Source organism: Candidatus Methylomirabilota bacterium (genome assembly GCA_003104975.1).
Taxonomy (GTDB): domain Bacteria; phylum Methylomirabilota; class Methylomirabilia; order Methylomirabilales; family Methylomirabilaceae; genus Methylomirabilis.
Window position 1 is genome coordinate 23,188 of sequence record PQAM01000019.1, and the last position, 25,332, is coordinate 48,519.

The 25,332-nt window shown below is 59.9% G+C and carries 25 protein-coding genes; 8 read left to right on the plus strand and 17 right to left on the minus strand.

Annotated elements, in window-relative coordinates:
- Positions 1–13: 13 nt before the first annotated feature.
- The 6 genes from C3F12_14175 to mtnA all read right to left on the minus strand — a co-directional run bounded on the left by C3F12_14175 (position 14) and on the right by mtnA (position 6,769).
- Complete coding sequence (locus C3F12_14175) at positions 14–1,000, minus strand: hypothetical protein (GenBank protein ID PWB42352.1); 987 nt, start codon at positions 998–1,000, stop codon at positions 14–16.
- A 16-nt stretch (positions 1,001–1,016) separates the two neighbouring features.
- Positions 1,017–1,346: a hypothetical protein gene (locus tag C3F12_14180; GenBank protein PWB42353.1), complete on the minus strand. Its 330-nt coding sequence runs from the start codon at positions 1,344–1,346 to the stop codon at positions 1,017–1,019.
- Positions 1,347–1,399: 53 nt separating this feature from the next.
- Positions 1,400–2,131 (minus strand): uracil-DNA glycosylase, encoded by a 732-nt coding sequence (locus C3F12_14185; protein ID PWB42354.1) that lies wholly within the window; start codon positions 2,129–2,131, stop codon positions 1,400–1,402.
- Positions 2,106–3,365 carry a bifunctional phosphopantothenoylcysteine decarboxylase/phosphopantothenate--cysteine ligase CoaBC gene (coaBC, locus tag C3F12_14190; GenBank protein PWB42355.1) on the minus strand — a complete coding sequence of 420 codons (1,260 nt, stop codon included), beginning with the start codon at positions 3,363–3,365 and terminating at the stop codon, positions 2,106–2,108. Before coaBC ends, C3F12_14185 begins: the two co-directional genes overlap by 26 nt.
- Before the next feature lie 89 nt (positions 3,366–3,454).
- Complete coding sequence (locus C3F12_14195) at positions 3,455–5,707, minus strand: hypothetical protein (GenBank protein ID PWB42356.1); 2,253 nt, start codon at positions 5,705–5,707, stop codon at positions 3,455–3,457.
- Between the two features lie 3 nt (positions 5,708–5,710).
- Positions 5,711–6,769, minus strand: coding sequence for an S-methyl-5-thioribose-1-phosphate isomerase (gene mtnA, locus C3F12_14200; GenBank protein ID PWB42357.1), 1,059 nt, complete (start codon positions 6,767–6,769; stop codon positions 5,711–5,713).
- Between the two features lie 343 nt (positions 6,770–7,112).
- Between mtnA and C3F12_14205 the strand changes: the two genes are divergently transcribed.
- From C3F12_14205 to C3F12_14230, 6 genes are all read left to right on the plus strand, one after another.
- On the plus strand, positions 7,113–8,756 hold the full coding sequence (locus C3F12_14205; protein PWB42358.1) for a nitrite reductase: 1,644 nt from the start codon (positions 7,113–7,115) through the stop codon (positions 8,754–8,756).
- A gap of 125 nt (positions 8,757–8,881) precedes the next feature.
- Positions 8,882–10,096 carry a 12,18-didecarboxysiroheme deacetylase gene (locus C3F12_14210; GenBank protein PWB42359.1) on the plus strand — a complete coding sequence of 405 codons (1,215 nt, stop codon included), beginning with the start codon at positions 8,882–8,884 and terminating at the stop codon, positions 10,094–10,096.
- Positions 10,047–11,282: a protein nirF gene (locus tag C3F12_14215; protein ID PWB42360.1), complete on the plus strand. Its 1,236-nt coding sequence runs from the start codon at positions 10,047–10,049 to the stop codon at positions 11,280–11,282. Before C3F12_14210 ends, C3F12_14215 begins: the two co-directional genes overlap by 50 nt.
- 49 nt (positions 11,283–11,331) lie before the next feature.
- Positions 11,332–13,698: a periplasmic nitrate reductase subunit alpha gene (locus tag C3F12_14220; protein PWB42361.1), complete on the plus strand. Its 2,367-nt coding sequence runs from the start codon at positions 11,332–11,334 to the stop codon at positions 13,696–13,698.
- A 6-nt stretch (positions 13,699–13,704) separates the two neighbouring features.
- The gene (locus tag C3F12_14225) at positions 13,705–14,040 is read left to right on the plus strand and encodes a hypothetical protein (GenBank protein PWB42362.1); all 336 of its coding nucleotides are present in this window, start codon (positions 13,705–13,707) and stop codon (positions 14,038–14,040) included.
- Positions 14,041–14,134: 94 nt separating this feature from the next.
- On the plus strand, positions 14,135–15,292 hold the full coding sequence (locus C3F12_14230; protein PWB42503.1) for an Lrp/AsnC family transcriptional regulator: 1,158 nt from the start codon (positions 14,135–14,137) through the stop codon (positions 15,290–15,292).
- Between the two features lie 124 nt (positions 15,293–15,416).
- Here C3F12_14230 and yajC read toward each other — a convergent pair whose 3' ends face one another.
- From yajC to C3F12_14285, 11 genes are all read right to left on the minus strand, one after another.
- The gene (gene yajC, locus C3F12_14235; GenBank protein PWB42363.1) at positions 15,417–15,758 is read right to left on the minus strand and encodes a preprotein translocase subunit YajC; all 342 of its coding nucleotides are present in this window, start codon (positions 15,756–15,758) and stop codon (positions 15,417–15,419) included.
- A gap of 24 nt (positions 15,759–15,782) precedes the next feature.
- Positions 15,783–16,913, minus strand: a complete 1,131-nt coding sequence (locus C3F12_14240) for a tRNA guanosine(34) transglycosylase Tgt (GenBank protein PWB42364.1) — start codon at positions 16,911–16,913, stop codon at positions 15,783–15,785.
- Between the two features lie 218 nt (positions 16,914–17,131).
- Positions 17,132–18,316, minus strand: a complete 1,185-nt coding sequence (locus C3F12_14245) for a tRNA preQ1(34) S-adenosylmethionine ribosyltransferase-isomerase QueA (GenBank protein ID PWB42365.1) — start codon at positions 18,314–18,316, stop codon at positions 17,132–17,134.
- Between the two features lie 9 nt (positions 18,317–18,325).
- A complete protein-coding gene (locus C3F12_14250; GenBank protein PWB42504.1) occupies positions 18,326–18,550 on the minus strand; it encodes a DUF2905 domain-containing protein in 225 nt (74 codons plus the stop codon).
- A gap of 35 nt (positions 18,551–18,585) precedes the next feature.
- Positions 18,586–19,641 (minus strand): Holliday junction branch migration DNA helicase RuvB, encoded by a 1,056-nt coding sequence (locus C3F12_14255; GenBank protein ID PWB42366.1) that lies wholly within the window; start codon positions 19,639–19,641, stop codon positions 18,586–18,588.
- The gene (locus tag C3F12_14260; protein ID PWB42367.1) at positions 19,638–20,264 is read right to left on the minus strand and encodes a Holliday junction branch migration protein RuvA; all 627 of its coding nucleotides are present in this window, start codon (positions 20,262–20,264) and stop codon (positions 19,638–19,640) included. The genes C3F12_14255 and C3F12_14260 overlap by 4 nt, the downstream gene beginning before the upstream one ends.
- Positions 20,261–20,761, minus strand: coding sequence for a crossover junction endodeoxyribonuclease RuvC (locus C3F12_14265; GenBank protein PWB42368.1), 501 nt, complete (start codon positions 20,759–20,761; stop codon positions 20,261–20,263). Before C3F12_14265 ends, C3F12_14260 begins: the two co-directional genes overlap by 4 nt.
- A gap of 57 nt (positions 20,762–20,818) precedes the next feature.
- Complete coding sequence (locus C3F12_14270) at positions 20,819–21,568, minus strand: YebC/PmpR family DNA-binding transcriptional regulator (protein PWB42369.1); 750 nt, start codon at positions 21,566–21,568, stop codon at positions 20,819–20,821.
- Between the two features lie 147 nt (positions 21,569–21,715).
- Positions 21,716–22,276: a hypothetical protein gene (locus C3F12_14275; protein PWB42370.1), complete on the minus strand. Its 561-nt coding sequence runs from the start codon at positions 22,274–22,276 to the stop codon at positions 21,716–21,718.
- 378 nt (positions 22,277–22,654) lie between these two features.
- On the minus strand, positions 22,655–23,536 hold the full coding sequence (locus tag C3F12_14280; GenBank protein PWB42371.1) for a hypothetical protein: 882 nt from the start codon (positions 23,534–23,536) through the stop codon (positions 22,655–22,657).
- Between the two features lie 112 nt (positions 23,537–23,648).
- Complete coding sequence (locus C3F12_14285) at positions 23,649–24,080, minus strand: hypothetical protein (protein PWB42372.1); 432 nt, start codon at positions 24,078–24,080, stop codon at positions 23,649–23,651.
- 354 nt (positions 24,081–24,434) lie between these two features.
- Between C3F12_14285 and C3F12_14290 the strand changes: the two genes are divergently transcribed.
- Both C3F12_14290 and C3F12_14295 read left to right on the plus strand, forming a co-directional pair.
- Positions 24,435–24,824 carry a hypothetical protein gene (locus C3F12_14290; GenBank protein PWB42373.1) on the plus strand — a complete coding sequence of 130 codons (390 nt, stop codon included), beginning with the start codon at positions 24,435–24,437 and terminating at the stop codon, positions 24,822–24,824.
- Positions 24,825–24,891: 67 nt separating this feature from the next.
- Positions 24,892–25,305 (plus strand): hypothetical protein, encoded by a 414-nt coding sequence (locus C3F12_14295; GenBank protein PWB42374.1) that lies wholly within the window; start codon positions 24,892–24,894, stop codon positions 25,303–25,305.
- Positions 25,306–25,332 lie beyond the last annotated feature (27 nt).

Genomic DNA, 25,332 nt, shown 5'->3' on the forward strand with positions numbered 1-25,332 from the left:
GCTCAGATCGTGCTCAATCGACATCCATGGGCTTTTTCCCAACCAATTTCAAAAACTCGCCGGAATCGAGCGGACGCTCTCGAGGCGTAAAATAATTTTTTGGGAACCAGATCAATTTGAGCGCTACGCTCTTGAGTCCGCCATCGACGCGAATGCTGGAGACAGTCAATGCAAGACGGTTACCATCCGGAAAGAGGGTATTATCCGTCAGCGGAAAATCAAATCGGCCGAGGGTAAATGCGGCATTGGAGTTGACCAATCCCGACTTGGTACCGACCGTCAGCAATTGGACCCTGAACTTCTGATTCGCCCAGTCGGCATCGTCGACCACAATCGTCATCTTCTGGGCGCCGTCCGGTGATCTCAGATCCTCGATCGGCTCCTTTAATGTTCCGACCACCTGGAACGGGCGCTGCTCGTTGGCCGCGAGCGACGCATAGATCGTCTGCTGACTCAGGGAGAGTGGCGGCTCTGTAATGGTTAACATGTCGATCCTGGCCCCCTCTCCGTTTGAGCTCTCGCTGCCTGTCTCCTTTTTCAGCGCGGCTGTTTGACGATCAATGATTCGATCGGCCACGGATCGCAACGCGGTGCGCGCGTCGTGGTTCCCATCTTTGGCCAGTCGCCTGTCGATACGTTCGAACAATGGTTTCAGTTCAAAGTGTTCGTGAAAATTGAGAGCCAGAAGCTCCACCAACAGTTGTTCCCGGTCGGCGGACAGCCGTTCGCCGCTCTGAGCGCCGATAAACGGGCTGATAAGGCTGTTGAACATCGAGGCCCGCAGCTCACTCTCCGCCTTTTCCCGCTCGCTGAGCAGCGTGGTGCCGGCAATCTGACGCTGGCTTTGCAGCGTCGTCTGATTCATCTGCTGCTGAAACGAGTTCGCGAGGCGAGCGCCTATCCATGCTGCGACGATGACGGCAGCGGGCGTAGCCAGCTTGACGATGATATCGATGACCCGCGGAAAGCGACTGGACCCCTCCTCTTGATCGCGCGACATGACCTCCCCTCAGCATTTACTTCAACTGGATATCCTGCCTGATAGGTTCCGGATGACTCTGGATCATGACGCTTCTGCCGTCGGTGAATTCCACCGTGTAGACACCCGGGGGTAGGAACAGGCTGTACCCCTTTGATCCATCCGTCTTGACGGCATCCTTGACCACTTTGCCTGAGGCGTCTTTTACGCGAAACGTATCCCCGGGCTTGAACCTTCCCTTTGCATCATTGACGCGTCCTGATACCAAGCCGGCATCGGCAGATACGGAGAGCGAGAGCGACAACGCAGTTGCAAGGCAGACGATGCCGCTGCCTGTCCGCCGCACAATCCGTTCAGACTTGACCATGTCGGACCTCCTGAGAGCCTTGTGCATTAAATTGTGTTATCGCGACTCGACGGTCAAGAAAATTCCGATGCTGAAACGAGGGATTCCGGGTTGCCGAGTTGCTCGTACTGTCGCATCAGGAGTTTCATATCCTCCCAGACCGTCTTCTTTTCGTGCGGGTTACGCAGCAAATAGGCGGGATGGAAGGTGGGCAGGATCGGGATCCCGTGATAGTCGTGAAACCGTCCGCGCAACTTCGAAATTGGCTCTTTAGTTCGTAAGAGGGTCTGGGCCGCGAACGTACCGAGCGCGCAGATCAGTTTCGGCCTGATGGCGTGAAGTTGCGCGATCAGGAAGGGTTCGCATGCCGCGATCTCATCAGGCTCAGGGTTGCGATTGCCGGGGGGTCGACACTTGATGATGTTGCAGATATAGACCTGCTCACGGGTCAGCTTCATGGCCTCGATGATCCGGGTCAGCAACTGGCCGGCTCTTCCGACAAACGGCTCAGCCTGTTCGTCCTCGTCTGCGCCGGGCGCCTCTCCGACGAAGACAAGCCATGCCCGCGGGTTGCCGACCCCGAATACGATCGTCTTCCGACCTGTGTGCAGCTTGCACCGCGCACACTCTCCCAGCGTCTCCCGCACCTGGGTGAGGGATGCCGTGGGAGGCGGTGCTATCCGCTCTGGCCATGCAACGTGAAGGCGTTCTATGCCCAAGAGCTTCTGCCGGCGCAGGTGGACACGAGCCTGTCCGATCAACTCGCGAAGCTCGTCCATCTCACGACTTGCCGCCGCTTCGTTCATCTCCGCCGTACCCTCCGCCCTCCACCCTCCGCCCGATACCCTGACTTGTTCGCAAGTCTACCACGCGATCGAGGATTCGTCGCGCCACCTCGCGTTTGGACATCAGCGGCAACGCCTCGACGCCGCCTGCCGCATCGAGGAGGACGACCTGATTGGTCTCACTGCCGAAACCGGCGCCCTCCCGGCTGACATCATTCGCTACGATCAGATCAAGATGTTTGGTCGTTAGCTTGTGGCGTGCTTTCGGTACGAGGTCTTCCGTCTCCGCAGCAAAGCCGACGATGATCCGTCCGCCCTTCTGCGCGCCGATCTCCTGCAGGATATCCGGATTCGGCGTAAGGTCCAGCATCAGGGGCGCATCCTGTTTCGTAATTTTCGATGCGGCTGGGCGGGCCGGCCGATAGTCGCTGACCGCAGCCGCCTTGATGACGACCGTCGCTTCCGGCAGTCGGTCCAGCACCGCCGCGCGCATCTGCAGGGCGGTTTCAACCACAACGTACTCTACGCCAAAAGGGGGCGTCAATGTAGACGGACCGCTGACCAGGATGGTTCGGGCGCCCCGCAAGATCGCCTCTTCGGCCAGGGCGTATCCCATCTTGCCGGAAGATCGGGTGCTCAGATAGCGAACCGGATCGAGCGGTTCGCGCGTCGGGCCGGCGGTGATCAGTACCACCTCACCGCTGAGGTCGTGGGACGGGCAGAGCGTCTCAGTGACCACCCGTATGATCTCGACGGGATCGGCCAGGCGACCGGGACCCCACACCCCCGAGGCCAACTCCCCCGTTGCAGGCCCGACGGTCCGGACCCCCCAGCTTGTGAGCCGCGCCAGGTTATCCTGGACGGCGGGGTGACGATACATCTCGGCGTCCATTGCCGGTGCGAGGATGACCGGTTTGGTACAGGCCAGGAAGAGGGTACTCAACAGATCGTCGGCGAGCCCCTGGGCACACTTGGCGATGGTGCCGGCTGTTGCCGGGGCGATCAGGAGCAGGTCGGCCTCCCGAGCCGCAGTCAGATGCGGCATCTGGGCCTCCCAGGCTGCCTGGTCGGTCAGGACCGCCTGTCGGGAGAGTGTGGCGAACGTCAGGGGCGCGACAAATCGCTGCGCCGATTCGGTCATGACGACACGAACGGAGGCCCCAGCCTTCGTGAGCTCTCGCACCAGCTCGACGGCCTTATAGGCGGCGATGCTCCCTGTGACGCCCAGCAGAATCTTTTTTCCTTGCAGTGTCATCTGTCCACCACTAAGAACTGGGGTCTAGGGTTTAGGGTCTGGGGTCTAGTCAAACGGACCCTGTTTTTCTACACCCTACACCCCATACCCTACCCCCTGTCTTTCTCTGTGCTGTACTGCGCGCGATAGCGGTAATAGCTTCCGAGAACCCGCTTCACATAGGCCCGCGTCTCCGTAAAAGGAATCTCTTCGACAAACTCATCATCGGTTCGACTACTTGACCGCGCCAGCCAGCGGCGGACCTGATTTGGCCCGGCATTGTATGCGGCCAATGCCCTGGCCCAATTACCCTTGAATTCGTCGATCATCATCGCCAGGTATCGAGTACCGAGTGTAATATTGTCGGACGGCATGTCAAGCTTCACCGGGTCCCCTGCGCTCCCGGCCGTACGGACCAGGTAATCTGCCGTCGCAGGAAGCAATTGCATCAACCCGACAGCCCCTGAAGACGACACCACCCGTTCGCCGAACGCGCTTTCTTCTCGAACCAGCGCGATCACCAGGAACGGATCAAGGGCATGACGCGCGCTCTGCCCCTGTATCAGTTCCCAATAGCCGAGCGGATAGAGAAACTCCCAATACCTCGGCATGGGCTCCATGGGTCGACTGCGTACGTATAGTGGGCGAAGGAACCGTTTGGCGATCCAGACGCTTTTATCGAACTGCCCCAGGTCGAGGAGCGCGCTGCAGGCCTCATAGAGGACGCCGCGGTCGTCCGTATACCGCGCAGCGAGGGCCCGAAACTCGTCCGAGGCCTCTGCCCGTAACTTCAGCTCCTTGAGCAGTCTGGCCTTCGCCGTCTCAGAAGAGCAGGGTTGCGGAGATAGGGTACAAGGTACAGGCATTTCAGTCCCCCGCCTCCCGCCTCCCGCCTCCCGCGTATTCACGGCGGGCAGCACAACCTTTGCGCCCAGCGCCTTGAGGCGAAGGCGCGTCTGTTCGGCGTAATAGTCGTCGTCGACGTGAGCGCGGAGCAGCCGGCGGTAGGTCTCTACCGCCTTTCCCCTCCTCTTCAGTCCTTCAAGGGCCCGTCCCTGCCAATAGAGGGCCTGAACCTGGAATCGCGGGTCGGCGGTACCCCGAGCGTGCAATTGTCGCAGATCGGCCAGCGCCTTCGTGAACGCCGACCGCCGGTATTGGATCCAGGCTCGGGTCCAGAGGGCGGCATCGACGAACCGACTCGATGGGTGGTCTCTGAGCAGCCGATTGAGCGCTCGAATTGCCGGCTTCGGTTGACCGTTATCGCTATGCTCCAGCGCCATCAGATAGAGCGACTCTGCAGCGAAGGGACTGTGTGGATAGGCGTCAACCAGACGGGCCCACGTGGCGGCGGCCTTTTCGCGATCGTCGACCTTCGCATAGCTTCGCCCGATCCAGTACAACGCCTCCGCCGAGTGAAGCGAGCGATCCTGACTCAACGGCGACAGGAGACCGACGGCCCGGCTGTAATCCCGACGGTGGAAATAGCCGATACCGCTCCACAGCCGTGCGCGGGAGGCGAAGCCGGAGCCGTCGGTCAGGAAGGGCGCAAACGCGGTAATGGCCTGGGCGTACTGCCCGCTGCGATGGAGGTTGAGCGCCCGCTCGAACTGCTCGTCGGCGGTGAAGGGCGGAACCTCCGCCATCGAGGTGAGCAGTTCATCGGCTCGCGCGGCCTCCCGGGTTCCAGGCCACTTCAGCCACAGCTCGCGCAGGAACGCCTCGGCCTGCCGCGGGCGATCCGTCTTGACGGCAATTTCGGCCAGCGCAAGCTGTGCCTCTCGCCGCCGTATCTCACCGGAGGTGTGAGCCAGGTAATCCCGATGCGCCTCCTCGGCCTCCGCGAGCTGACCGGCGTCAAGATAGAGCGCAGCGCGCTCTTGACGGGCTCGTTCGGCGAGGAGGCTTTCCGGGTAGTCACGAAGGAGACGCGACAACGACGCCGCGGCCTGCGCGGTCAGGCGAAGGGTCCGATAGGCGGACGCGCCGTAGTGCAGGGCGTAATCGCCCAGCAACGGAAGCCGTGTCGCGGCCGTCTCCAGTGCGTCGGCCGCCTCCTGCCACCGTTTCTGCCTGTACAGCGCCATCCCCAGGAGAAAATGGGCCTCAGGCGCCCTGGAAAACCCCTCTCGATGGCGCAGATCGTCCAGGAGGGGTATGGCGCTCTGGTCATTATTGGTCTCGATAAGGTCGAGCGCCTCCCGCCATAACGGTGCGGCCGTTGCCTCCGGTGAGGCGGCGGCCTGCAGCGGTGCAAGCAGCAGTAGCACCGGTAGAAAGGTAAGGAGCATGATAGTCAGGCAGAGCGAAGAGCATACCGCGTAAAATCTAGGGCGCCGACCGTCCCACACCCCACACCCCATACCCTATCCCCTACCCGACTGGTTGGCCTCGGCCAGGGCGGCCAGACCCGAGTCGTAGGGGGGCCGAACGACCCCACGATTGGTAATCAGGGCGGTAATGTAGCGATGCGGCGTCATATCAAAGACGGGATTCCTCGCCATGACGCCTACCGGCGCCGTCCGAATACCTGCCCACCTGGTCACCTCTTCGGGATTGCGCTCCTCAATCGGGATCGCCTCGCCGCTGCGCAGCGCCAGATCCATAGTCGACAGGGGGGCCGCGACATAGAACGGGAGATTGTGCGCCTGGGCCAGGACGGCCAGGGCGTAGGTCCCGATCTTATTGGCGACGTCGCCGTTGCGGGCGATCCGGTCGGCCCCGACGATGACGAGATCGATCTCGCCCCGCTGCATCAAGTGCCCGGCCATATTATCGGTAATCAGCGTAACGGGGATGCCGTCCTGTTGCAACTCCCAGGCGGTCAGCCTGGCGCCCTGTAGAAACGGCCGTGTCTCACCGGCCCACACCGACAGTTTGGTTCCGGCTGCGTGCGCCGCGCGAATCACGCCCAGGGCGGTTCCATAGCCGGCGGTGGCCAGCGCCCCGGCGTTACAGTGGGTGAGGACCGCGGCCCCATCCGGGATCAGCCCCCGGCCGTACTCGCCGATCGCCCGATTGTCTTGGATGTCCTCCTCCAGGATCTGCTGGGCCTCCCGGATGAGCGTCCGGACGAGTTCGCCGATCGCAAGGTGTTTATGCCGTTCGGCGCTGTGCAGCATCCGCCCGATGCCCCACGCCAGATTGACGGCCGTCGGACGGGTTGCGTGCAGCATCTCACCACAGCGCGATAACTCTTTATGGAATTCGTCAAAGGTGCGCGCCTGAATCGACTGTGCCGCCAACGCCAGACCCATTGCGCCCGCTACCCCAATCGCCGGGGCCCCTCGGATCTGCATCGACCGGATCGCGTGCGCGACGGCTGCCGCATCGCGACACTCGACATATACCTCTTCGGTCGGTAAGCGGGTTTGATCGAGCAACCGGACCGTGCCTGCTGCCGTCCATTCAATGGTCTCAAACATCGTGTCTCTCCATGATCGGTCCGTCCCGGTATCTGCGCTCCTCCGCTCGTCCCATGCCGAACGGCGGCGTTTTACGCTGCGTCTACCCTACCATTGCTGTCCGGCCGCTTTCAACCGAAATATGCCGCCCGATCCGGTCGAAGAAAATTCTTGACAGGGGGACGCTGACGGTGAGATAGTGACGCCCAATGCAGCTTACGAGTGTGTCAATTCTCCCCATACGTCACAAAAACATACAGTTGAATATAGGAAACGTTGTTTCATTATTGTGAACACGTAGGAATGTCGAGAGAGCGCGCTCACCCTGAACGTCGAGGAACCCTGTTCAACGAAAGGAGAGTACATGGCGACAAAGGCAACGTTGGCATTATTGACCCTTGCGCTTGGGATGCTATGGACCGTTCCGGCGCAAGCCCAGCCGGCCAAACCGGCCGAGCTTCCACCGCCTCCACCGCTGGCGAGTGGTGAGCTAGAGAGCGCCAAGCAGATCTATTTCGACCGGTGCGCCGGCTGTCACGGAGTCCTGAGAAAAGGCGCAACGGGCCCGCAGCTTCTGCCGGCGAAAACTCGTGCGTTAACCACCCCGGTGCTGAAGGCGTTTATCGTGAACGGGACAGGCGGCGGCATGCCGGACTGGGGCCGGCAAGGCATTCTTACGGATGCTGAAGCCGATCTGATGGCCCGCTACATCCAGCACGACCCGCCGGTGCCACCCGAGTTGCCCCTGGCGGAGATGAAAAAGAGTTGGAACCTGATCGTACCGCCGGACAAGCGACCCACAAAGCCCGAACACAACCGCGACTGGCAGGACTTTTTCGCCGTGACCCTGCGTGACGCCGGTCAGGTAGCCATCATCGACGGCAAGACCAAGGAGATCGTCAACACCGTCAAGACCGGCTTTGCGGTGCATATCTCGCGCAGCTCATTCTCGGGGCGCTATGTCTACACCATCGGCCGCGATGGGCGGGCGACCATGATCGACCTGTGGATGAAGGTTCCGGATAAGGTCGCAGAGGTGAAGCCATGCAGCGATGCGCGCTCTATTGACACGAGTAAGTATAAAGGAAAGCTCGGCGACTTCACCGACAAGCTGGCGGTCATCGGCTGCTATTGGCCACCGCAGTTCATCGTGTTGGACGGGGGCACGCTGGAGCCGATAAAGGTCGTCAGCACCCGGAGCATGACCTACGATACGATGGAGTACCACCAGGAGCCCCGGGTCGCCTCGATCGTGGCCTCGCACTTCAAGCCTGAGTGGGTCATCAACATCAAGGAGACCGGGCTGATCTGGCTGGTCGATTACTCGGACCTCAAGAACCTGAAGATGACCCAGATCCAGGGCGAGAAGTTTCTCCACGACGGCGGCTGGGATGCCAGCAAGCGGTATTTCATGGTGGCGGCCAACATGGCGAACAAGGTGGTCGTGATCGACGTCGAGAAAGGCAAACTGGAGGCGATCTTCGAATCCGGGATCAAACCTCATCCCGGGCGCGGCGCCAACTGGATCGATCCGAAGTACGGTCCGGTGAACGGTACCCCGCATCTCGGTGAGGGCAAGGTCACTGTTTACGGCACCGATCCGGCCAAGCACAAGGAGTATGCCTGGAAAAAGGTGCGAGAGATCAAGACGCTGGGAGGCGGGGGCCTGTTTATCAAGACGCACCCGAAGAGCGAGAATGTCTGGGTAGATCACGCCCTGAACGGCGACCCGGCCATTCAAAAGCAGGTCTGCGTCTTCAAGAAGGCGAATCCGGAGAAAGAGCCGACGTGCTGGAAGGTGTCGGACAAGGGGCGCGCCGTGCACTTCGAGTACAACAAGGCCGGCACCGAGGTGTGGATCAGTGTGTGGGGGAAGAAAGACGGCAAGAGCGAGGTTGTCGTCTATGACGATAAGACGCTCAAAGAGGTAGCCAGGATCGACGACCCGCGCATTATCACGCCGACCGGTAAGTTTAACGTCTACAACACGATGAAGGACATCTATTAATCGAGGTTGCACGTGAAGGACGGACCGCCAGGATGAGCCTGAAAATAGCTCATCCCGGCGGTCCGTCGTGTTATGATACCTATCGTGAATTGACCAAGGGGTGGCGCAGCCTTGGATGATACGCCATGTTAAGGATCACGGAGCTGTTGTGCGGGCCAGAAGACATTCGGAGGTCTGCGACGCGAACCGACCAGATGTCTGTGCCGCCCATTACCGACAGACCGGTCGTCATCTGGAACCTCACGCGCCGCTGCAACCTCCATTGCCTGCACTGTTACAGCCAATCGCAGGACCGCGTCTACGCCGATGAGTTGACGACCGACGAGGGCAGACGGTTGATCGCCGACCTGGCCCGTTACAAGATCGCCATGCTGATCCTGTCGGGCGGCGATCCGTTGTTTCGGGACGACCTGTACGCGCTGGCAGAGTATGCTCAGGAACTGGGCCTGCGGTGTGCGCTGTCGACGAACGGGACGTTGATTGACGCCGCGGCCGCAAGGCGGTTGAGACATGTCGGCATGACCTACGTTGGTGTGAGTCTGGACGGCATCGGTCCGGTCCACGATCGTTTCCGAGGTATGGCGGGTTCGTTTGCGCTGGCGCTCCAGGGGTTGCGCTATGCTCGCGACGAGGGGATGAAGGTCGGCGTCCGGACGGCGCTGTGCCGACGGATCGTTTCCGATCTGCCGGCGATCTGTGATCTGGCAGAGCAGGAGCGTCTGGATCGCCTCTACTTCGCCCATCTGGTTTACGCGGGGCGGGGTGCAGGGCTGGTCTACGATGATCTTTCGCCGGAGGAAAAGCGCGGCGCGCTCGATTATCTCATTGGGCGGAGTGTCGATTTTCATCGCCGCGGGTTAAAGATCGAGGTGACGACCGGCAACAACGATGCCGATGGGGTCTACCTCTACCTGAAGATGCGAAATTCGACTCCCGCGCAGGCGCAATCGGTGTTTCGGATTCTGCAGCGTCGGGGAGGAAACAGCTCCGGCATTACGCTGGGCTGTATCGACAGCCCCGGGCACGTCTATGCCGATCCGTTCTGGCGGCATTACTCCCTCGGCAATGTCCGAGAGAGGAGTTTTGCCGCGATCTGGGAAGACACCACCGATCCGGTGATGGGCATCCTGAAGGACCGCCGTCGCGCGCTCAAGGGTCGGTGCGCCCGTTGTCCGTATCTCGAGCTGTGCGGCGGCAACTCGCGGGTCAGGGCGGAGGCCACGACCGGGGACCTGTGGGCCTCCGACCCGGGTTGTTATCTGAGCGACGAGGAGTTGGGGATCTCATCACATGAAAAGGAAGAGAGTCATGCGGGCACGCGTGTATCGGTTCGCGGTTAAGGCGCTTCTTCTTTTCTCTCTCGTTGCGCTTGGCGTACCCTGCCAATCGAGCGCAGACGAGCGACGTTGGGGGACGGCGTCGTTGGTCGTTGTCATTGAGCGACAGGCCGGTAGCGTCCTGATTATCGACGCCTCGCGCCACGAGCTGTTGGGTCGGGTGTCCGGGCTCGGCAACCTGACCCATGCGACGGTAAAATTCTCACCGGATGCGCGCTATGCCTACGTCATCGGTCGCGAGGCCCAGGTCTCGAAGATCGACCTGTTGACGCTCAAGCTGGTCAAGCAGGTGAACGGAGGAAAATTGGGCATCGGGGGCGTGATCAGCCAGGACGGCAAGTACGTGGTTCTCAGCAACTACGTGCCCGGCGAGGTGCGTATTCTGGATGCCGACACGCTGGAAACGGTCAAGACAATCCCGGCCCTCTACCCTGATCCGAGCTCAAAGGACGGTACCCTGTTGCCGTCGAGGGTTGTGGGGTTAGTCGACGCCCCGGGCAACCTGCTGGTCTTTTCCCTCATGGACGCCAACAGTATATGGGTCGTGGATGCCGGGAAAAAAGAGTTTCCGGTCGTCAAGAAGTTTTCCGACGTCGGGAAGACCCCCTACGACGCACTGATCAGCCCGGATGGTCGCTACTACCTCGCGGGCTTCCTGGACTCGAACTGGATGGGACTTCTCGATACGTGGCGGCTTGACCGGGTCACCCCGATTCTCGCCGAGCAGGGTCAAGGTCCCGAGATTCCACTCTGGAAGATTCCGCACCTCAAAGGGTGGGCCATCACCGGGAGGCTCGCGTTTCTCCCGGCGCTCAAACGCGAGGTCGCGCTGGTCTATTCCACCCTCGACTGGACGCCGCTCACGCCAGTGCCGATCAGTGGGACGGCGCTGTACACTGTTGCGCGGCCCGACGGGCGTCAGGTATGGGTAGATATCATCGGTAAGAACGGGGATCTGATCGATATCGTCGACGTGGACAGTATGCGGGTCGTCAAAACGCTGAATCCCGGGCCAGGCGCGACACACCCGCAGTTTACACCAAAGGGGGATGCCGTGTACGTCTCCCTCATGGACGGCGGCAAGGTCGTGATCTACGATACGGCAACCTTTCGGGTGCTGAAGGAGTTTCCGGCCGATCACCCCTCCGGGATCTTTTTCGCCAACCGGGCGCACAAGTTCGGGATGTGAGAGACTGCGATGACGGTTTTCGACCAATCCGGACAGCCAGAGGGCCACGATGAAACTTTCTCGTAGAGAGCTGTTAAAGACCTTGGCGGGGGCAGGCGCTGCCATCTTGTCCTCGCCTGACGTACTACTTCCTCTCCCCGATGGTGTCGCAGAGGCCGCCGAGACGGCAGAGGAGTGGAAGAAGAGCCCCTGTCGATTCTGTGGCGTCGGGTGCGGTGTACTGGTCGGGCTACGACAGGGCAAGGTCGTAGCCGTCAAGGGCGATCCGGAGGCGCCAGTCAATCGAGGTCTGCTCTGTATCAAAGGCTACAGCCTACCCAAGATTCTGTATGGGTCTGACCGCTATCGCGCACCGCTGCTACGTCAAGGCGACAACTTTATCGAGATTTCTTGGGACCAGGCGTTGGATATGATGGCCTCCAAGTTTAAGGAGGCCATCCAAAAGCATGGGCCGGAATCAGTGGCGATGTACTTCTCGGGTCAAACAACGATCTTTGAAGGCTACGCCGTCAATAAATTGATGAAGGCGGGGATTGGCTCCAACAATATCGAGAGCAATGCTCGCCTCTGCATGGCCTCGGCCGTGACCGGTTTCTACTCGACCTTCGGCATGGATGAGCCGATGGGGTGTTACGATGATTTTGAGCTGACCGATACCTTTTTTGTCTGGGGCAGCAACTTCGCCGAGATGCATCCGATCCTCTACTCACGAATGATGGAGCGGAAGCACCAGGATCCCAACGTCAAGATCGTCAGTCTGCAAACCTATCTCAACCGCAGCACCGATGAACCCGCGGATATCGTGGCTGTGTTCAAGCCACACACAGACCTCGCTATCGCGAATGCTATGGCGCATGTCATCGTGAAAGAAGGTCTGATCAACGAGGCGTTTATTCAGCAGCATGTCACCTTCAAAAAGGGGCTGACAGGGATCGGCTATGGCGTAGAGGACAATTTCGAGTACGGCGGGGCTTCGGAAACCAATTGGAAGACGTACAGCCCTTTTGCCGACAAGGCTCAACCGATCAGTTTCGAAGAGTACAAAAGGTTCCTGGAAACCTACACGCCTGAGTATGCGGAAACCCTGTCCGGCGTCCCGGCTGATACGATCCGTCAGATCGCTCGGCTGCTTGGCGAGCCCAAACGTAAGGCCGTATCCTGTTGGACCATGGGCTTTAACCAGCACGTACGCGGCACCTGGATCAATAACCTTGCCTACAACCTCCACCTTCTTACCGGCAAGATCGCTGAGCCCGGTAACAGCCCCTTATCGCTCACCGGGCAGCCTTCAGCCTGCGGAACCACGCGGGAGGTAGGCGTGTTGTCTCATACCCTCCCCGGCGGTATGTTTATTGCGAATCCCGAGCATCGGAAGAAGGCCGCACATATTTGGAATGTTCCGATTGAGAGGATTTCACCCAGACCCGGTTATCATACGATGGAGATGTTTCGCGCCCTGGATCGCGGTGATATCAAGGTCATCTGGATCAATACCACCAACCCCTTTCAAACGCTCCCTCATGCGAGTCGTTATCGCAGGGGCGCACGAAAAGGTGGCGACCGGTTTATCGTAGTGTCCGATGTGTATCCCAGCGAGACCGCTCGGCATGCCGATCTCATCCTTCCGTCGGCCATGTGGGTCGAGAAGGAGGGGATGTTTGGCAACACGGAGCGGCGGACGCAGCACTGGTTCAAGATGGTAGACCCGCCGGGTCAAGCCAAGGACGATCTCTGGCAGATCGTCGAACTCGCCAAGCGTCTTGATCTGGGGCATCTATTCGATTACGGCCAGGAACCTTTACAGAGGGCGCTCTTTGAGGAGTATCGACAATTCGGTCAGGGGTCGGGCAAGGATCTTGCGCCCTATAATGTGTACGCAAAGGTCAGGGGCGGACTGCGCTGGCCGGTGGTAGAGGGAAGGGAAACACGGTGGCGCTACCGAGAGGGCTTTGATCCGTACGTCAAGAAGGGCGAGGGCGTCCGTTTTTACGGCCAGCCTGATGGTCGAGCCGTCATCTGGGCGCGGCCCTACGAGCCGCCGGCCGAGCAGCCGGATGGGCAATATCCTTTCTGGCTCACGACCGGTCGCGTGCTTGAGCACTGGCACACAGGGACGATTACGAGGCGAGTCCCCGAGCTTCACCGCGCCGTCCCCTTTGCGCCCGTGTGGATCGACCCCGAGGATGCGGTCGCCATGGGAATCAGGGATGGGGACCAGGTCCGTGTCCGGTCACGCCGCGGAGAGATCATCACAAAGGCTCAGTTGGGCGGACGAAATACGGTCCCGAAAGGCGTGGTCTTTGTTCCGTTCTTCGATGAAAATGTCTTAATCAATCTGGTGACGCTCGATGCCTACGATCCTATTTCCAAGCAGCCAGACTATAAGAAGTGCGCAGTCCGGATCGAGAAAGTGTGACGGATCATGATAAAGCCACTCAAAATAATCCTCTTTTTTGGGGGTATTTTCTTTTGCTTGCTGGTTGCTCTGAGCAGTAGCGCGTTTTCTCAGCAGGTGACTCCCCAGCAAGGCAGCAAGAGACTGCCTCGCGCCTATGAAGGCGCTCCGCCTTTGATTCCCCATGATGTGGAAGCAAGGAAAGGCGTGTGCCTGGCCTGCCACGAATTTGGGGTGGTTGGGGCCCCGATTGTCCCGCATCCTACACGCAATCATTTTTGCTTGCAGTGTCATGTCGGCCAAGACCTTGCGGTGCAGGCGTTCCCGGCCGGTTCGTCTCCCGACGAGAAGAGACCGGACTGAGGGGATCCGAAGAGTGGTGAAGGTATTCACCGTGATAATTGCTGCCTCGGCTCATGTGCTCGAGGGCAGAAAGTGAGGGATGGTCGTGCTCGAGATGGATATCCTCGATCGTAAGTTGCTGGACGCGGTGCAGACCGGTATCCCGTTGGTAGAGCGCCCGTATCGCGTCCTCGGCGAGAGCGTGGGCATTGACGAGGATGATGTGCTCACGCGTATCGCCCGGCTGAAGGCTGATGGGATCATCCGGAATATCGGCGCGATCTTCGATACGACGCGCCTCGGCTATCGGTCGTCTCTTGTGGGCTTCAGACTGCGTGAGGAGTATATCGACAAGGCGGCGGCCGTCATCAACAGTCATCCCGGGGTCAGTCACAACTATCTTCGTCGGTACACGCTGCCTGATGCCTTCGGGGCGGATGCTTGTTGCCCCTATAATGTCTGGTTTACCCTTGCTGTCGCCCCTGAGAGCCGGCTCGGGCTCGAAGCCAGTATGGCCGTATTGGCGCAAGAGACGGGCGCGGATGCGGCGCGACTCTTCCCGGCGCTTCGGGTCTTCAAGATCGGGGTCCGCCTGGACATGGAGACCGATACGGCAGGCGTACGCAAGGAAGAGGGCGACTTCTTTGTCGGCAACGGTCATTCCGCGCGCGGATTGGATCCCGATGAACGCCGCATCGTGAGGGTCCTGCAAGAGGATCTGCCGCTTATTGAGGAGCCGTTTCAAGAGGCTGCCGGACAGTGCGGACTGAGTGTTGACACGATGCTGACCCTCGCCAAAGAGCTTCTCGGCCGACGTATTATGCGTCGCTTTGCGGCGATCTTGCACCACCGCAAGGCCGGCTACACCGGCAACGTCATGGTGGCGTGGCCGGTACCCGACGAGAAGGTTGAGGCGGTGGGGCAGCAGATGGCGCAGTTTCGCGCAGTCAGCCACTGCTATCAGCGTCCTGTCTTTCCGGAATGGCCGTTTTCGCTCTTCACGATGGTCCATCAGAAAAGTCGAGAAGAGTGTGAGGCGACGGTGGCGGCCATCAGCCGAGAGACGGGGATCAGCCAATATGCCATGCTTTGGACCGTACGGGAGTTCAAAAAAGTACGGCTGAAATATTTTACTGACGACTTCGCGACCTGGGAGGAGAACGTCACAATACGCAGCTCTTTGAAGGCTTGTACGGAACCGAGTAATCATGCCGGGACAAGCAGACAGCAATCCGAACGCGAGCTGCAACCTGCCCCGGCGACCTACCAGTAGGCAATTTCGCTATCACCCGTCTGACGGACGAACTGCCACCGTCCCCCCGATTGCTGGAGGGCCTGATCGTTTCAACAGGAGCTTGTTGAGACGAGTCGTCGATGCTTGACGCCTGAGGGAACGCTTATTCCCCCTTGCCTTTGGCAACCTCCGTTGTCCCGGTCGGCTTTTCGGTGATGGCGCTTCGGGCCATCTCAACGATGACGTTTTCGGCAATCCTGACCTTGACCCGGTTATCCTCGCCGAATTTGACGATGGTGCCGTACAGGCCCCCTGTCGTGACGATCTGATCACCGGTCTTCAGATTCGCCAACATATCCTTTTGCGCCTGCTGCTTCTTTTGTTGCGGGCGAATCATCAGGAAGTAGAAGATAACGAATATCAGTACCGACGGCAGAAGAACCGGTAGGATACTTGCCGGTCCACCTTCAGGTGCCGTCCCATTTTGCGCATACGCTAATCCCATTCGACCCCTCCTCTGTGTTGAGTGTTATGAGAAAATAGTTTCGTCGCGATTCACTATACCACTCGGTTCAAGAAACTGTGCCCGAAATTCGGCGAGATGACCCGCCTCGATAGCCTCGCGAATCCGCCGCATAAGCGTAACATAGAAATGAAGATTGTGAAGCGTATTCAAGCGCAGTCCAAGAATTTCGCCGGTCATAAAGAGATGCCGGAGATAGGCGCGGGAGAAGTGCCGGCATGTATAGCAGTCGCAGGCGGGATCGAGCGGCCGTTCGTCCGCCGCATACGCTGCGCCCTTGATGTTGATGCGGCCCTGGCTGGTGAACAGACTGCCGGTCCTACCGTGTCTGGTAGGCATCACGCAGTCGAACATGTCCACCCCCCGTACGACATTTTCCAGGAGATCCTCGGGTGTGCCGACCCCCATCAGGTAACGTGGTCGATCGACAGGCAGCAGCGGCGTCACATGGGCCACGGTGTCGTACATGACCGCTTTCGGCTCGCCGACGGCGAGGCCGCCCATGGCGTAGCCGTCAAAGCCGATCCGTTGAAGCGCCATTGCGGCCTGCTCGCGCAGCGCCTTATCGGTCCCCCCCTGCAGGATGCCGAACAGCGCCGATGGGCCGTCCGGATGAGCCACCTTGGACCGTTCGGCCCATCTAAGCGTCAGCTCCAGCGACCGCTGAAGGTAATCGGTGGCCGAGGGATAGGGGGCGCACTCATCCAAGGGCATGATAATATCCGCCCCAAGGGCCTCTTGAACCTCCATGGCCAGCTCCGGCGTGAGAAAGTGAGACGATCCGTCCAGGTGAGACCGAAAGCTGACCCCCTCCTCTGAGATCTGTCGAAGTTGCGCCAGGCTGTAAATCTGAAACCCTCCGCTGTCGGTCAGGATCGAGCCGGACCACCCCATGAAGCGATGGAGTCCGCCCAACCCCTGAATCAGCCGATGGCCGGGTCGCAGGTAGAGGTGGTAGGTGTTGCACAGGGCCAACTGCACCCCTTCGGTCTCAAGTTCATGCGGGGTCAGTGCCTTAACCGCGCCCCCCGTCCCGCAGGGCATAAACACAGGGGTCTCGACCGTCCCGTGGAGGGTCTTCAGACGGCCCCGCCGCGCGCCCGTGGCGGGATCGATCTTTAACAACTCGAAGGTCACTTTTTCTTCTGCCGGGTCATGAGCACTCAGTGTTCAGCTAGAGCACTGATTCTCAAATTAATTCACATATTCCGTTCACCCTGAGCTTGTCGAAGGGTACGCGTATGGGGCTTCGACGGGCTCAGCCTGAACGGGTTCCGCACCGGGTAATTTCCAAAACACTTCACCAGATCAAACCCTACCGACTGCTGATGGCTGACAGCCGGATGGCTGTCGTGCTACAGGATCAACACCGCATCGCCGTATGAGTAGAAACGGTAGCGTCGGGTAACGGCCTCGCCGTATGCGGCCAATATCGCCTCCCGGCCTGTAAAGGCCGCGACCAGCATCAGGAGGGTTGAGCGAGGCAGATGAAAGTTGGTAATCAGGGCGTCGATAGTCTGGAAGCGATAGCCCGGGTAGATAAACAGGTCTGTCAGACCGGTCCCGGCCCGTATCTCGCCCATTGCCGCCGCATGCTCCAGGACCCGGACCGTCGTCGTCCCGACCGCGATCACCCGCCGCCCCTCTCTTCTTGCGCTTTTCACCGCCAGGGCCGTCTGCTCGGGGACGACGTAGCGCTCTGCCTCCATCCGATGCTGCCCTACGTTCTCAACCCGGACAGGCCGAAACGTCCCGGGTCCGACATAGAGGGTAATAGGCGCAATGACGACCCCAGCCTGCGTCAGCGTCTCAATCAGTTCCGGCGTGAAGTGAAGGCCGGCCGTCGGCGCCGCGATCGCCCCTTCATATCTGGCGTACACCGTCTGATACCGCTCCCGATCCAGAGTACCGGGAGGTAGGGGATGGGGGTTAGGGGATGGGGTAGAGGACCCGAGGGTTGATGATGCCGTGTTGTCTTGTCCCAACCCCCAACCCCCACCCCCCATCCCCTGTCTTTTAATGTATGGCGGCACCGGCATCTGCCCGAAACGCCACAACAGGTCGCCAAGCTGCCCGTCATAGACAAGCCTCAACAGATGGCGTCCCTCGCCCCGCTTTTCGATGACCTCGGCCGTGATGGTGTCGTCGGCCAGGGTCAGTCGGTCGCCCGCGCGAACCCGTCTGGACGGTCTGATCAGGGCCTCCCGGCAGTCTATCCCCGCATGACGGGAGCTGGAATCGAGGCCGACCTCTTGCAGCAGCAGCACCTCGATGCGGTCCCGCCGGTCCGAACGCCCCAAAAGTCTCGCGGGAATGACCTTTGCCTCATTGATGACCAGCAGGTCGCCGGGTCTGAGGTAGTCCGGGAGATCGCGGAAGATCCGATGGTGCGGGGCGCCAGTCCGCCGATCCAGGACCATCAGCCGCGAGCGATCGCGCTCGGCGACCGGCGCCTGGGCAATCAGATCGGTAGGGAGCGCATAATCAAAATCGGCCGTCCGCAGCGGAGTCAGCACAGTGGGGTCGGTTTCCGGCAGCATGATCGTCGTTCACCGGCGGCGAAACCATGAAAACAGGATGGTCAGAAGGATGCTCAATAGTATGGAGGTGGTGAGGGGGAAATAGAAAGAGAAGTTCTTACGTTGAATATAGATGTCCCCCGGAAGCCGCCCGATGAAGGGGATCTTTCCCATAAACAGGAGGAGTCCCCCTATGGCGGCCACCACCAGGCCGAACAGGATCAACATCCTGGCGAGCGAATCCAACCCGTGCACCGCCTCTCCGCTTCCCACGATCTCCGGCACCCCTGCTACCCGTGCCACAGTTCGCCCTGCAACCCGGCAGGGCGCGGGAGCTTGAAGTGATCGAAGGCCAACCGAGTCACGGTTCGGCCCCTCGGTGTTCTGGCCAGAAACCCTTGCTGAATCAAGAACGGCTCGTAGACGTCCTCGATGGTGTCCTTTTCCTCTCCGACCGCCACGGCGAGCGTCTCAATGCCGACCGGCCCCCCGCCGAACTTGTTGATGATGGTGTGCAGGATCCGGCGATCCATCTCGTCGAATCCGTTAGTATCAACCTCGAGCCGCTCCAGCGCGGTCTGCGCCACCTCCCGGGTGATGACGCCGTCCCCCAGCACCTGGGCGAAATCTCTGACGCGCCGCAGCAGGCGATTGGCTACGCGTGGTGTCCCGCGCGAACGCCGCGCGATCTCCCAGGCGCCATCCTCCATGATCGTAACCCCCAGGATCTTGGCCGACCGCAGGACGATCTTGAATAGATCGGTCTCATCATAAAAGTCCAGCCGCTGGACCACCCCAAACCGGTTGAGCAGGGGCGAGGCCAGCAGGCCGGCGCGCGTCGTGGCCCCGATCAGGGTGAAGCGCGGCAGCTTCAGCCGGTAGCTCTGTGCGCTTGGGCCCTGACCGATAATCAGGTCCAGCCGGTAATCCTCCATGGCCGGGTAGAGGGTCTCTTCAACCAGCGGGTTCAGCCGATGGATCTCGTCGATAAACAGGATATCCTGTTCCCTGAGATTGGAGAGGAGGGCCGCCAGATCCTTCTGCCGTTCGATCACCGGTCCGGAGGTCACCCGGATGCTGACCCCCATCTCTGCGGCGATCATGAAGGCGAGCGACGTTTTGCCGAGCCCCGGCGGGCCGTAGAACAGCAGGTGATCCAGAGGCTCGCGTCTCGCCTTGGCACCTTGAACGAAGACCTGCAGATTGGCCTTGACCTTCTCCTGGCCGATATAGTCGTCCCAGACCTTCGGCCGCAGGCTCTGCTCAAGCTCCTGATCCTCGTCCTGGAGCTGCCGATTGGCCACCCGCTCCCGGCCGCTCTCCCGCTGCTGCCTGGTCGATGTCATAGCCGCTTCCCCGCACCCTCGGAGAGCTGTTTCAACGCCTGCTTAACCACGGTTTCGAAGTCCGCCCCATCGCCGACGGCGTGGTGCGACGCCTCCGCCGCCGCCGACGCCTCCTTGCGGCTGCAGCCCAGGTTGACCAGCGCCGAGACGACATCCTCGATGACGCGATCGCGCTGCGGGCTTGGCTGGCGGCCGACGACGCCCCGACGGGCGCACGGGACCTCCATGACCTTGTCCTTCAATTCCAGGATGATCCGTTCGGCTGTTTTTCGACCCACCCCCGGAATCGCCTTGAGCCTCGCGATATCGCCCTCCAGGATGGCCGGGACGAACTCCTCGACCGCGATTCCCGATAGGATATTGGCGGCGAGGCGAGGGCCGATCCCCGATACCCCCGTCAGCAGCTCGAACGCCATCTTCTCTTCCGCCGCGTGAAAGCCGTACAACTGGATGGCATCCTCTCGGACGTGCGTATAGACGCGAAGGCGGACCTCCTGGTGGATCTCCGGGAGCTGATAGAAGGTCGAAAGGGGGACAAAGACCTGATAGCCGACCCCGCCCACGTCGACGATAATCTGCCCGGGATCCTTCGACACCAACAGGCCGCGAAGCTGGGCGATCATCGACCTCCCTTTCGTACGAGAGACATCAGCCGAATCGAATGATGGTGGCAGATTGCAATGGCCAGCGCATCGGCCGCGTCGGTCGAACGGATCGGCTCGTCGAGCCCGAGGAGCGACTGCACCATGCACTGAACCTGGCCTTTCCCTGCCGCGCCATACCCGGTGACCGCGCTCTTGACCTGCAGCGGGGTGTACTCCGCAATAGTTACCCCGCCGAGCGCGGCTGCCAGAATTGCGACCCCCCGTACCTGGCCCAGCTTGAATGCACTCTGCGCATTTTTTGCGAAAATAAGGCTTTCGATGACTGCCCACTCCGGCTGGTAACGACGAATTAACTCGGCCAGGCGGCAGTAGATCTGTTGCAGGCGGATAGGAAAGGGATCGCTGGGTGTGGTGATGATGCTGCCGTACTCTTCGGCCCGCAAGACGCCATCCTCGCGTGCCACTATCCCGTAGCCGGTCGCGCCGGCCCCCGGGTCAACGCCTAAGACCAGCACGGCGGTCCCATCGAGATCGTGGGATGATCCAATGGTTCGACAGACCCCACCACAGGCCTAGCCGGTCACTGCCGCCATGATCTCTTCGGGAATATCGAAGTTTGCGTACACGTTCTGGACGTCGTCGTGCTCTTCGAGAGTCTCCATCAACTGGAGCATCTGCTGCGCCTGCTTCCCTTCCAGTCTGACGGTGCTCTGGGGGAGCATGGTCACCTCCCCTTCGGCAATCTCGATCTTCTCCTTCGCCAGCGACGCCTTGACCCGTTCGAGATCCTTCGGCGCCGTAATTACCTCGAAGGTATCATCCGATCGCCGAACATCCTCGGCGCCCGCCTCCAATACCACGCCAAACAGTCGATCTTCGTCCGCCGCAGATGCCTCGACCTGAATCAGCCCCTTTTTTTCAAACATCCAGGCGACGCATCCCGATTCCCCCAGATTGCCTCCATGTTTGGCAAAGGCCTTGCGTATCTCCGGGGCGGTTCGATTCTTGTTGTCGGTTACGATCTCCAGCAGGACGGCGACCCCTCCCGGGCCATACCCCTCGTAGATATACTCCTCGTAGGAGGTGCCGGGCAGTTCGCCCGTTCCCTTCTGAATGGCCCGCTGGATATTATCCTGAGGCATATTGACGGCCTTGGCCTTGTCGATCGCCAATCGGAGACGAGGATTACCGTCCGGATCGCCGCCACCCACCCTGGCGGCGACGGTGATCTCGCGGATAATTTTTGTAAAAACACGACCCCGCTGGGCATCAACCTTGGCCTTCTTATGCTTGATGCCCGCCCACTTTGAATGGCCAGACATAGTTCACCTCCTCACTGTAACGCGAAAATATCACACTAACTGAAAGATTGTAAAGAGGATTGCGGAGGGGAAAAACGCAGCAAAGGGGCCGGGTGATCCCGGCCCCTTTGCTGCGTCCACTAGAAGAGGCGTCAGTAGATCGGATGCTTAATGATGCGACTCAACGGTTCCATCCAGGAACGGGGTTCCGTTAACCATGGCGGTCGCCACATCACCGGCCTGCGCATCCGGGATACCTCCACCACACGTACCCTTCTTGTCTCGCACTGAGCCCTTCTTCAAACGTACATCAAGCTTGAACTCGGCCTGCAGCGCGTCGTCATCATCGTCTTCATCGAACTCGTTAAACATAAGCTGGCAGGTTCCAATGGTCTCACTACCGCGGGTCACGATCAGGTCGACGTCGGCGCCTGCCGCCTCATCTTCCGTGTTGATTCCTAGTCCGGGTGAGGGGACCGGGATCTTCACGGTCGCCTTGAACTCATTCTTCTTGGGCGTCGGGACGCCGTCCCGGGTTCGGGTCTCCATCCGGTGTCTCGCCTGGCCCTCAGCATCCGAGTCGGGTGATCCGGTAGACTCAAGCTCCGCCCTGACATCGATCTTCGTCTTTGAGCCGCCGCCCTTCGCATGGCCGACACCGTCAAACATGAATACGGAGACCGCAGCACAGAGGGTGGTCACCAACAGGGTTCTATATAACACTCGCATGGCTTGACTCCTTGGATTGAGGTTAACAGCACCGAAACCGTCTGATCGCGCGACCGGCTTCACAGAGGGGAAATTGCAAGCACAATGCCAGGGGGTCACTCACCTCTGCCTATAGTAACCGCTATAATCCCAGACGGGATCTGTACATCGGGTAATCTACCTAATTTTCGGTGCCAAATTCCCTGGTGTCCGCCACCCGGTTCCCGTCACATGCGCATCTTGAGACGGGAAGCGGCGATGGCGTCTGTCGGAGCGGGCGGATCTCACACGGTTTTCAAATGGCGAGCAGGAATTTTTTACAAAGAGCGGGTTCGGAAGCAGTCATTTTTTCCCGTCCCGTGTGCTGTGTCGAAGCGTCGCACGACTGCGCGCAGGCGATCACGGCTGGCGCATCGCATCGATGAATTGCACCGGATCGACCAGCGCCGAGCCGATCCTGAGCGCAAGATGAAGATGGGGTGAGAGGCTGTTACCGGTACTCCCGACCCGTCCGATCACATCTCCCTTCTTGACCTGATCCCCAACCTTTACGAGGAACCCTGATTGATGCAGGTAGGAAGAAAAGACCCCGAGACCGTGATCGATGACTGTGATATTCCCTTCCAACAGGTAATCGCGCCCCAGGTGCGCGACCCTTCCGGCTGCAATCGCCCGTATCGCGAAGCCCTCAGGCGCCTGGAAATCGGTGCCCCGGTGAAACCGGTACCAATCCTGGGCCGGGTTCATGCGAACCTGGCCGAACGGAGTGGTAATCACTCCGGTATGATCGGTCTTTTCAATCGGATCGGTCGTCCCATCCTGCCAGAGTGGGAGAGGCGCGGAGGTGGCCAGTGACTCGACGATCGCCTGTTTTTCTCTGGCGATCCGTTCGAGATCCGCTTGACCGAAGGCCTGGGTGTTCCAACGTGGGCTGATGCTCTTCTGAAATTCCCCCTTTTCAACAACTAACATCTTGATGGACAGCAGTCGTTGAGTCGCCGTCTCATGGACGGTCATCCGGTAGATACCAGGCTGCTGATAGAGATCTATCGCGATAATGCCGTAGAGCGCACCCCCCCTGTTGAATATCGGAACGGCAGTCGGCGTAGCGCCGGCTTCGATGACCCCCTGAACGGCTGAAGGGTCTACGTCATCGCTGATTCTGAGGATCCGCACGTCGCCTTGACGCAGCGCCAGCGTTTCCGATAGTGCCTCTTGAGCCACCGAGTCAAGGGGCGTGGCGATAAGCAAGGCTATGGCAATGGCTGTCAACCTCTTCATGAGGCTCCGCTCCTTCTACTTCCGTTTCCCCCTTTTCAAAAAAAGGGGGGGTCAGGGGGGATTGCAGCGCCGTTGCCTGTTGAATGTGTTGGGGAATGCATGGAACACGGCACTACACGCACGGGCCCAACTCCAGGTGCTGCGGAGGTGTGGGCGGAAGCTTCCAGATGATCTCGGGATGATTCGTAGACCCGTGCATCTTATTGGCGAGTTCGATACCGTGCATATAACACCGCTCGAATCCGGCGAAGTCCTTGGCCTGGATGTGAAGCGCCAGCGGGTCGAAGATCGCCCTGACATAGCTGTCAAGCATCGTCTTGTACTTCGGTCGCGTCGTATTGGCCTTCTTGAACAGGCTGCGCAGGCCGTTGAGCTGATACGCGGCCAGCGCCCAGTTGCCGCCCTTGGCGGCGTAATAGCAGATCCAGTAGCGTTCGCTCATCAGTGGCATCAACTGACCCAGTCCGGGCTGCAGTTCGGCAATCTGATCGAGGGTCAGCTCCCCATGTTTTGTGCGTCCGACAATCGGCTCTTCGTCTGCCACGGCGACCTCCTGTCCTGTCCTCGACACGCGTTACCCCTAGATTCAACCATTCCACTGCCTAAGCATCGTACGTTTTACCCGATTCTTCAAGAGCAATCATGCGAAATCGGATGATACGAACGGACCGGCTGTCCCATGATCCTGGACGGATCCACGAGAGCCGTCGGAGAAACTCCGACCCCATAGGAGAAATGCCTATCCCCTCGTAGACTGCTCGCCGAGTAGACCTTCCCTCGACATCGTCTGACCCTGTATTTATATTTAGTTATAGAGAGCGCTTACCGGCGCTTCACCGGCGATGGCTGGCACGTGATTTGCTTTTTCTTCTGAGAAAGGCGAAGCAGAGGCCGATTCATGGATATACACATTATTATCTGTTCAAACCGATCGGAGCTGGTGAAGGCCGCCTCTCGGGTGTTCGATGGTCAGGGGTTCAGGCTGACCATCTGTGAGTGCGGCCTGCAGGCGCTCGCGACAGCCGAGGTGGTCGATGCCGATCTCCTGATTTTGGATCTGGAGACGTCTGGGCTTGACTGCCTCTTGATGCTTGCGGCGATCAAAGAGCTGGCGCCCAGACTGCCGATTGTGGCGGTGTCGACCAGGCCGCAGATGGACGCGCGGGCCGTCTCCCAGAAGGGCGTCTCGTATGTCATGCTCCCCTCCGGGTCTGCCGGCGCCATGGAGGAGGCCCTGGCCGGGTTGGCGCAGACCGAACGGACCGGACTCGTATCCGATTCAACGTGAGTAGAGTGATGGGAATGGTCGATGGGCCCTGTCTTTCAGGGTGCCCACACACAACCGGAGCGGCAAAATGAACAGTTCATACCGTCATGCGAATCTGTATGGTCATTGGAGGCGGAACAAGGCCGGCGTTGATCCGCAAGGTGAGCTCCAGGCAGAAGCAGCCCATGGGGGTCAGACGGTCAGCATCATCGAATACTCGGCGGAAAAAAAGGCGAGGAACAGCTATCCGTATAAGATCGTCTCGCCTCCCGGCCCGAGCCGATGTTGTCAGGCCCGTATGAATCGGATCGGGGCGGTACAGACAGACGGAGATCATAACTTCTATTATAAGCGCTGTTCACGCTGCGGCTTCACCGTTCGAGAGTTCGTCTCGCCGATCGATATCGATCGACTGGTGAGTGCAGGGGGATCGGATTGGGATCACACGGAACGCTGGCTCGACCGGATCCAGCGGGATGCGGAGGCCGATATGGCCGCCTGATCGCGCTGTCGAACGAAAGGTCCGTAC

What these genes read in the sequence shown, in the direction of transcription:
- C3F12_14175 (PWB42352.1), bottom strand. Translation starts at nt 1,000, where the DNA reads ATGTCGCGCGATCAAGAGGAGGGGTCCAGTCGCTTTCCGCGGGTCATC.
- C3F12_14180 (PWB42353.1), bottom strand. Translation starts at nt 1,346, where the DNA reads ATGGTCAAGTCTGAACGGATTGTGCGGCGGACAGGCAGCGGCATCGTC.
- C3F12_14185 (PWB42354.1), bottom strand. Translation starts at nt 2,131, where the DNA reads ATGAACGAAGCGGCGGCAAGTCGTGAGATGGACGAGCTTCGCGAGTTG.
- coaBC (PWB42355.1), bottom strand. Translation starts at nt 3,365, where the DNA reads ATGACACTGCAAGGAAAAAAGATTCTGCTGGGCGTCACAGGGAGCATC.
- C3F12_14195 (PWB42356.1), bottom strand. Translation starts at nt 5,707, where the DNA reads ATGGGGTGTGGGGTGTGGGACGGTCGGCGCCCTAGATTTTACGCGGTA.
- mtnA (PWB42357.1), bottom strand. Translation starts at nt 6,769, where the DNA reads ATGTTTGAGACCATTGAATGGACGGCAGCAGGCACGGTCCGGTTGCTC.
- C3F12_14205 (PWB42358.1), top strand. Translation starts at nt 7,113, where the DNA reads ATGGCGACAAAGGCAACGTTGGCATTATTGACCCTTGCGCTTGGGATG.
- C3F12_14210 (PWB42359.1), top strand. Translation starts at nt 8,882, where the DNA reads ATGTTAAGGATCACGGAGCTGTTGTGCGGGCCAGAAGACATTCGGAGG.
- C3F12_14215 (PWB42360.1), top strand. Translation starts at nt 10,047, where the DNA reads ATGAAAAGGAAGAGAGTCATGCGGGCACGCGTGTATCGGTTCGCGGTT.
- C3F12_14220 (PWB42361.1), top strand. Translation starts at nt 11,332, where the DNA reads ATGAAACTTTCTCGTAGAGAGCTGTTAAAGACCTTGGCGGGGGCAGGC.
- C3F12_14225 (PWB42362.1), top strand. Translation starts at nt 13,705, where the DNA reads ATGATAAAGCCACTCAAAATAATCCTCTTTTTTGGGGGTATTTTCTTT.
- C3F12_14230 (PWB42503.1), top strand. Translation starts at nt 14,135, where the DNA reads ATGGATATCCTCGATCGTAAGTTGCTGGACGCGGTGCAGACCGGTATC.
- yajC (PWB42363.1), bottom strand. Translation starts at nt 15,758, where the DNA reads ATGGGATTAGCGTATGCGCAAAATGGGACGGCACCTGAAGGTGGACCG.
- C3F12_14245 (PWB42365.1), bottom strand. Translation starts at nt 18,316, where the DNA reads ATGCTGCCGGAAACCGACCCCACTGTGCTGACTCCGCTGCGGACGGCC.
- C3F12_14255 (PWB42366.1), bottom strand. Translation starts at nt 19,641, where the DNA reads ATGACATCGACCAGGCAGCAGCGGGAGAGCGGCCGGGAGCGGGTGGCC.
- C3F12_14260 (PWB42367.1), bottom strand. Translation starts at nt 20,264, where the DNA reads ATGATCGCCCAGCTTCGCGGCCTGTTGGTGTCGAAGGATCCCGGGCAG.
- C3F12_14270 (PWB42369.1), bottom strand. Translation starts at nt 21,568, where the DNA reads ATGTCTGGCCATTCAAAGTGGGCGGGCATCAAGCATAAGAAGGCCAAG.
- C3F12_14275 (PWB42370.1), bottom strand. Translation starts at nt 22,276, where the DNA reads ATGCGAGTGTTATATAGAACCCTGTTGGTGACCACCCTCTGTGCTGCG.
- C3F12_14280 (PWB42371.1), bottom strand. Translation starts at nt 23,536, where the DNA reads ATGAAGAGGTTGACAGCCATTGCCATAGCCTTGCTTATCGCCACGCCC.
- C3F12_14290 (PWB42373.1), top strand. Translation starts at nt 24,435, where the DNA reads ATGGATATACACATTATTATCTGTTCAAACCGATCGGAGCTGGTGAAG.
- C3F12_14295 (PWB42374.1), top strand. Translation starts at nt 24,892, where the DNA reads ATGAACAGTTCATACCGTCATGCGAATCTGTATGGTCATTGGAGGCGG.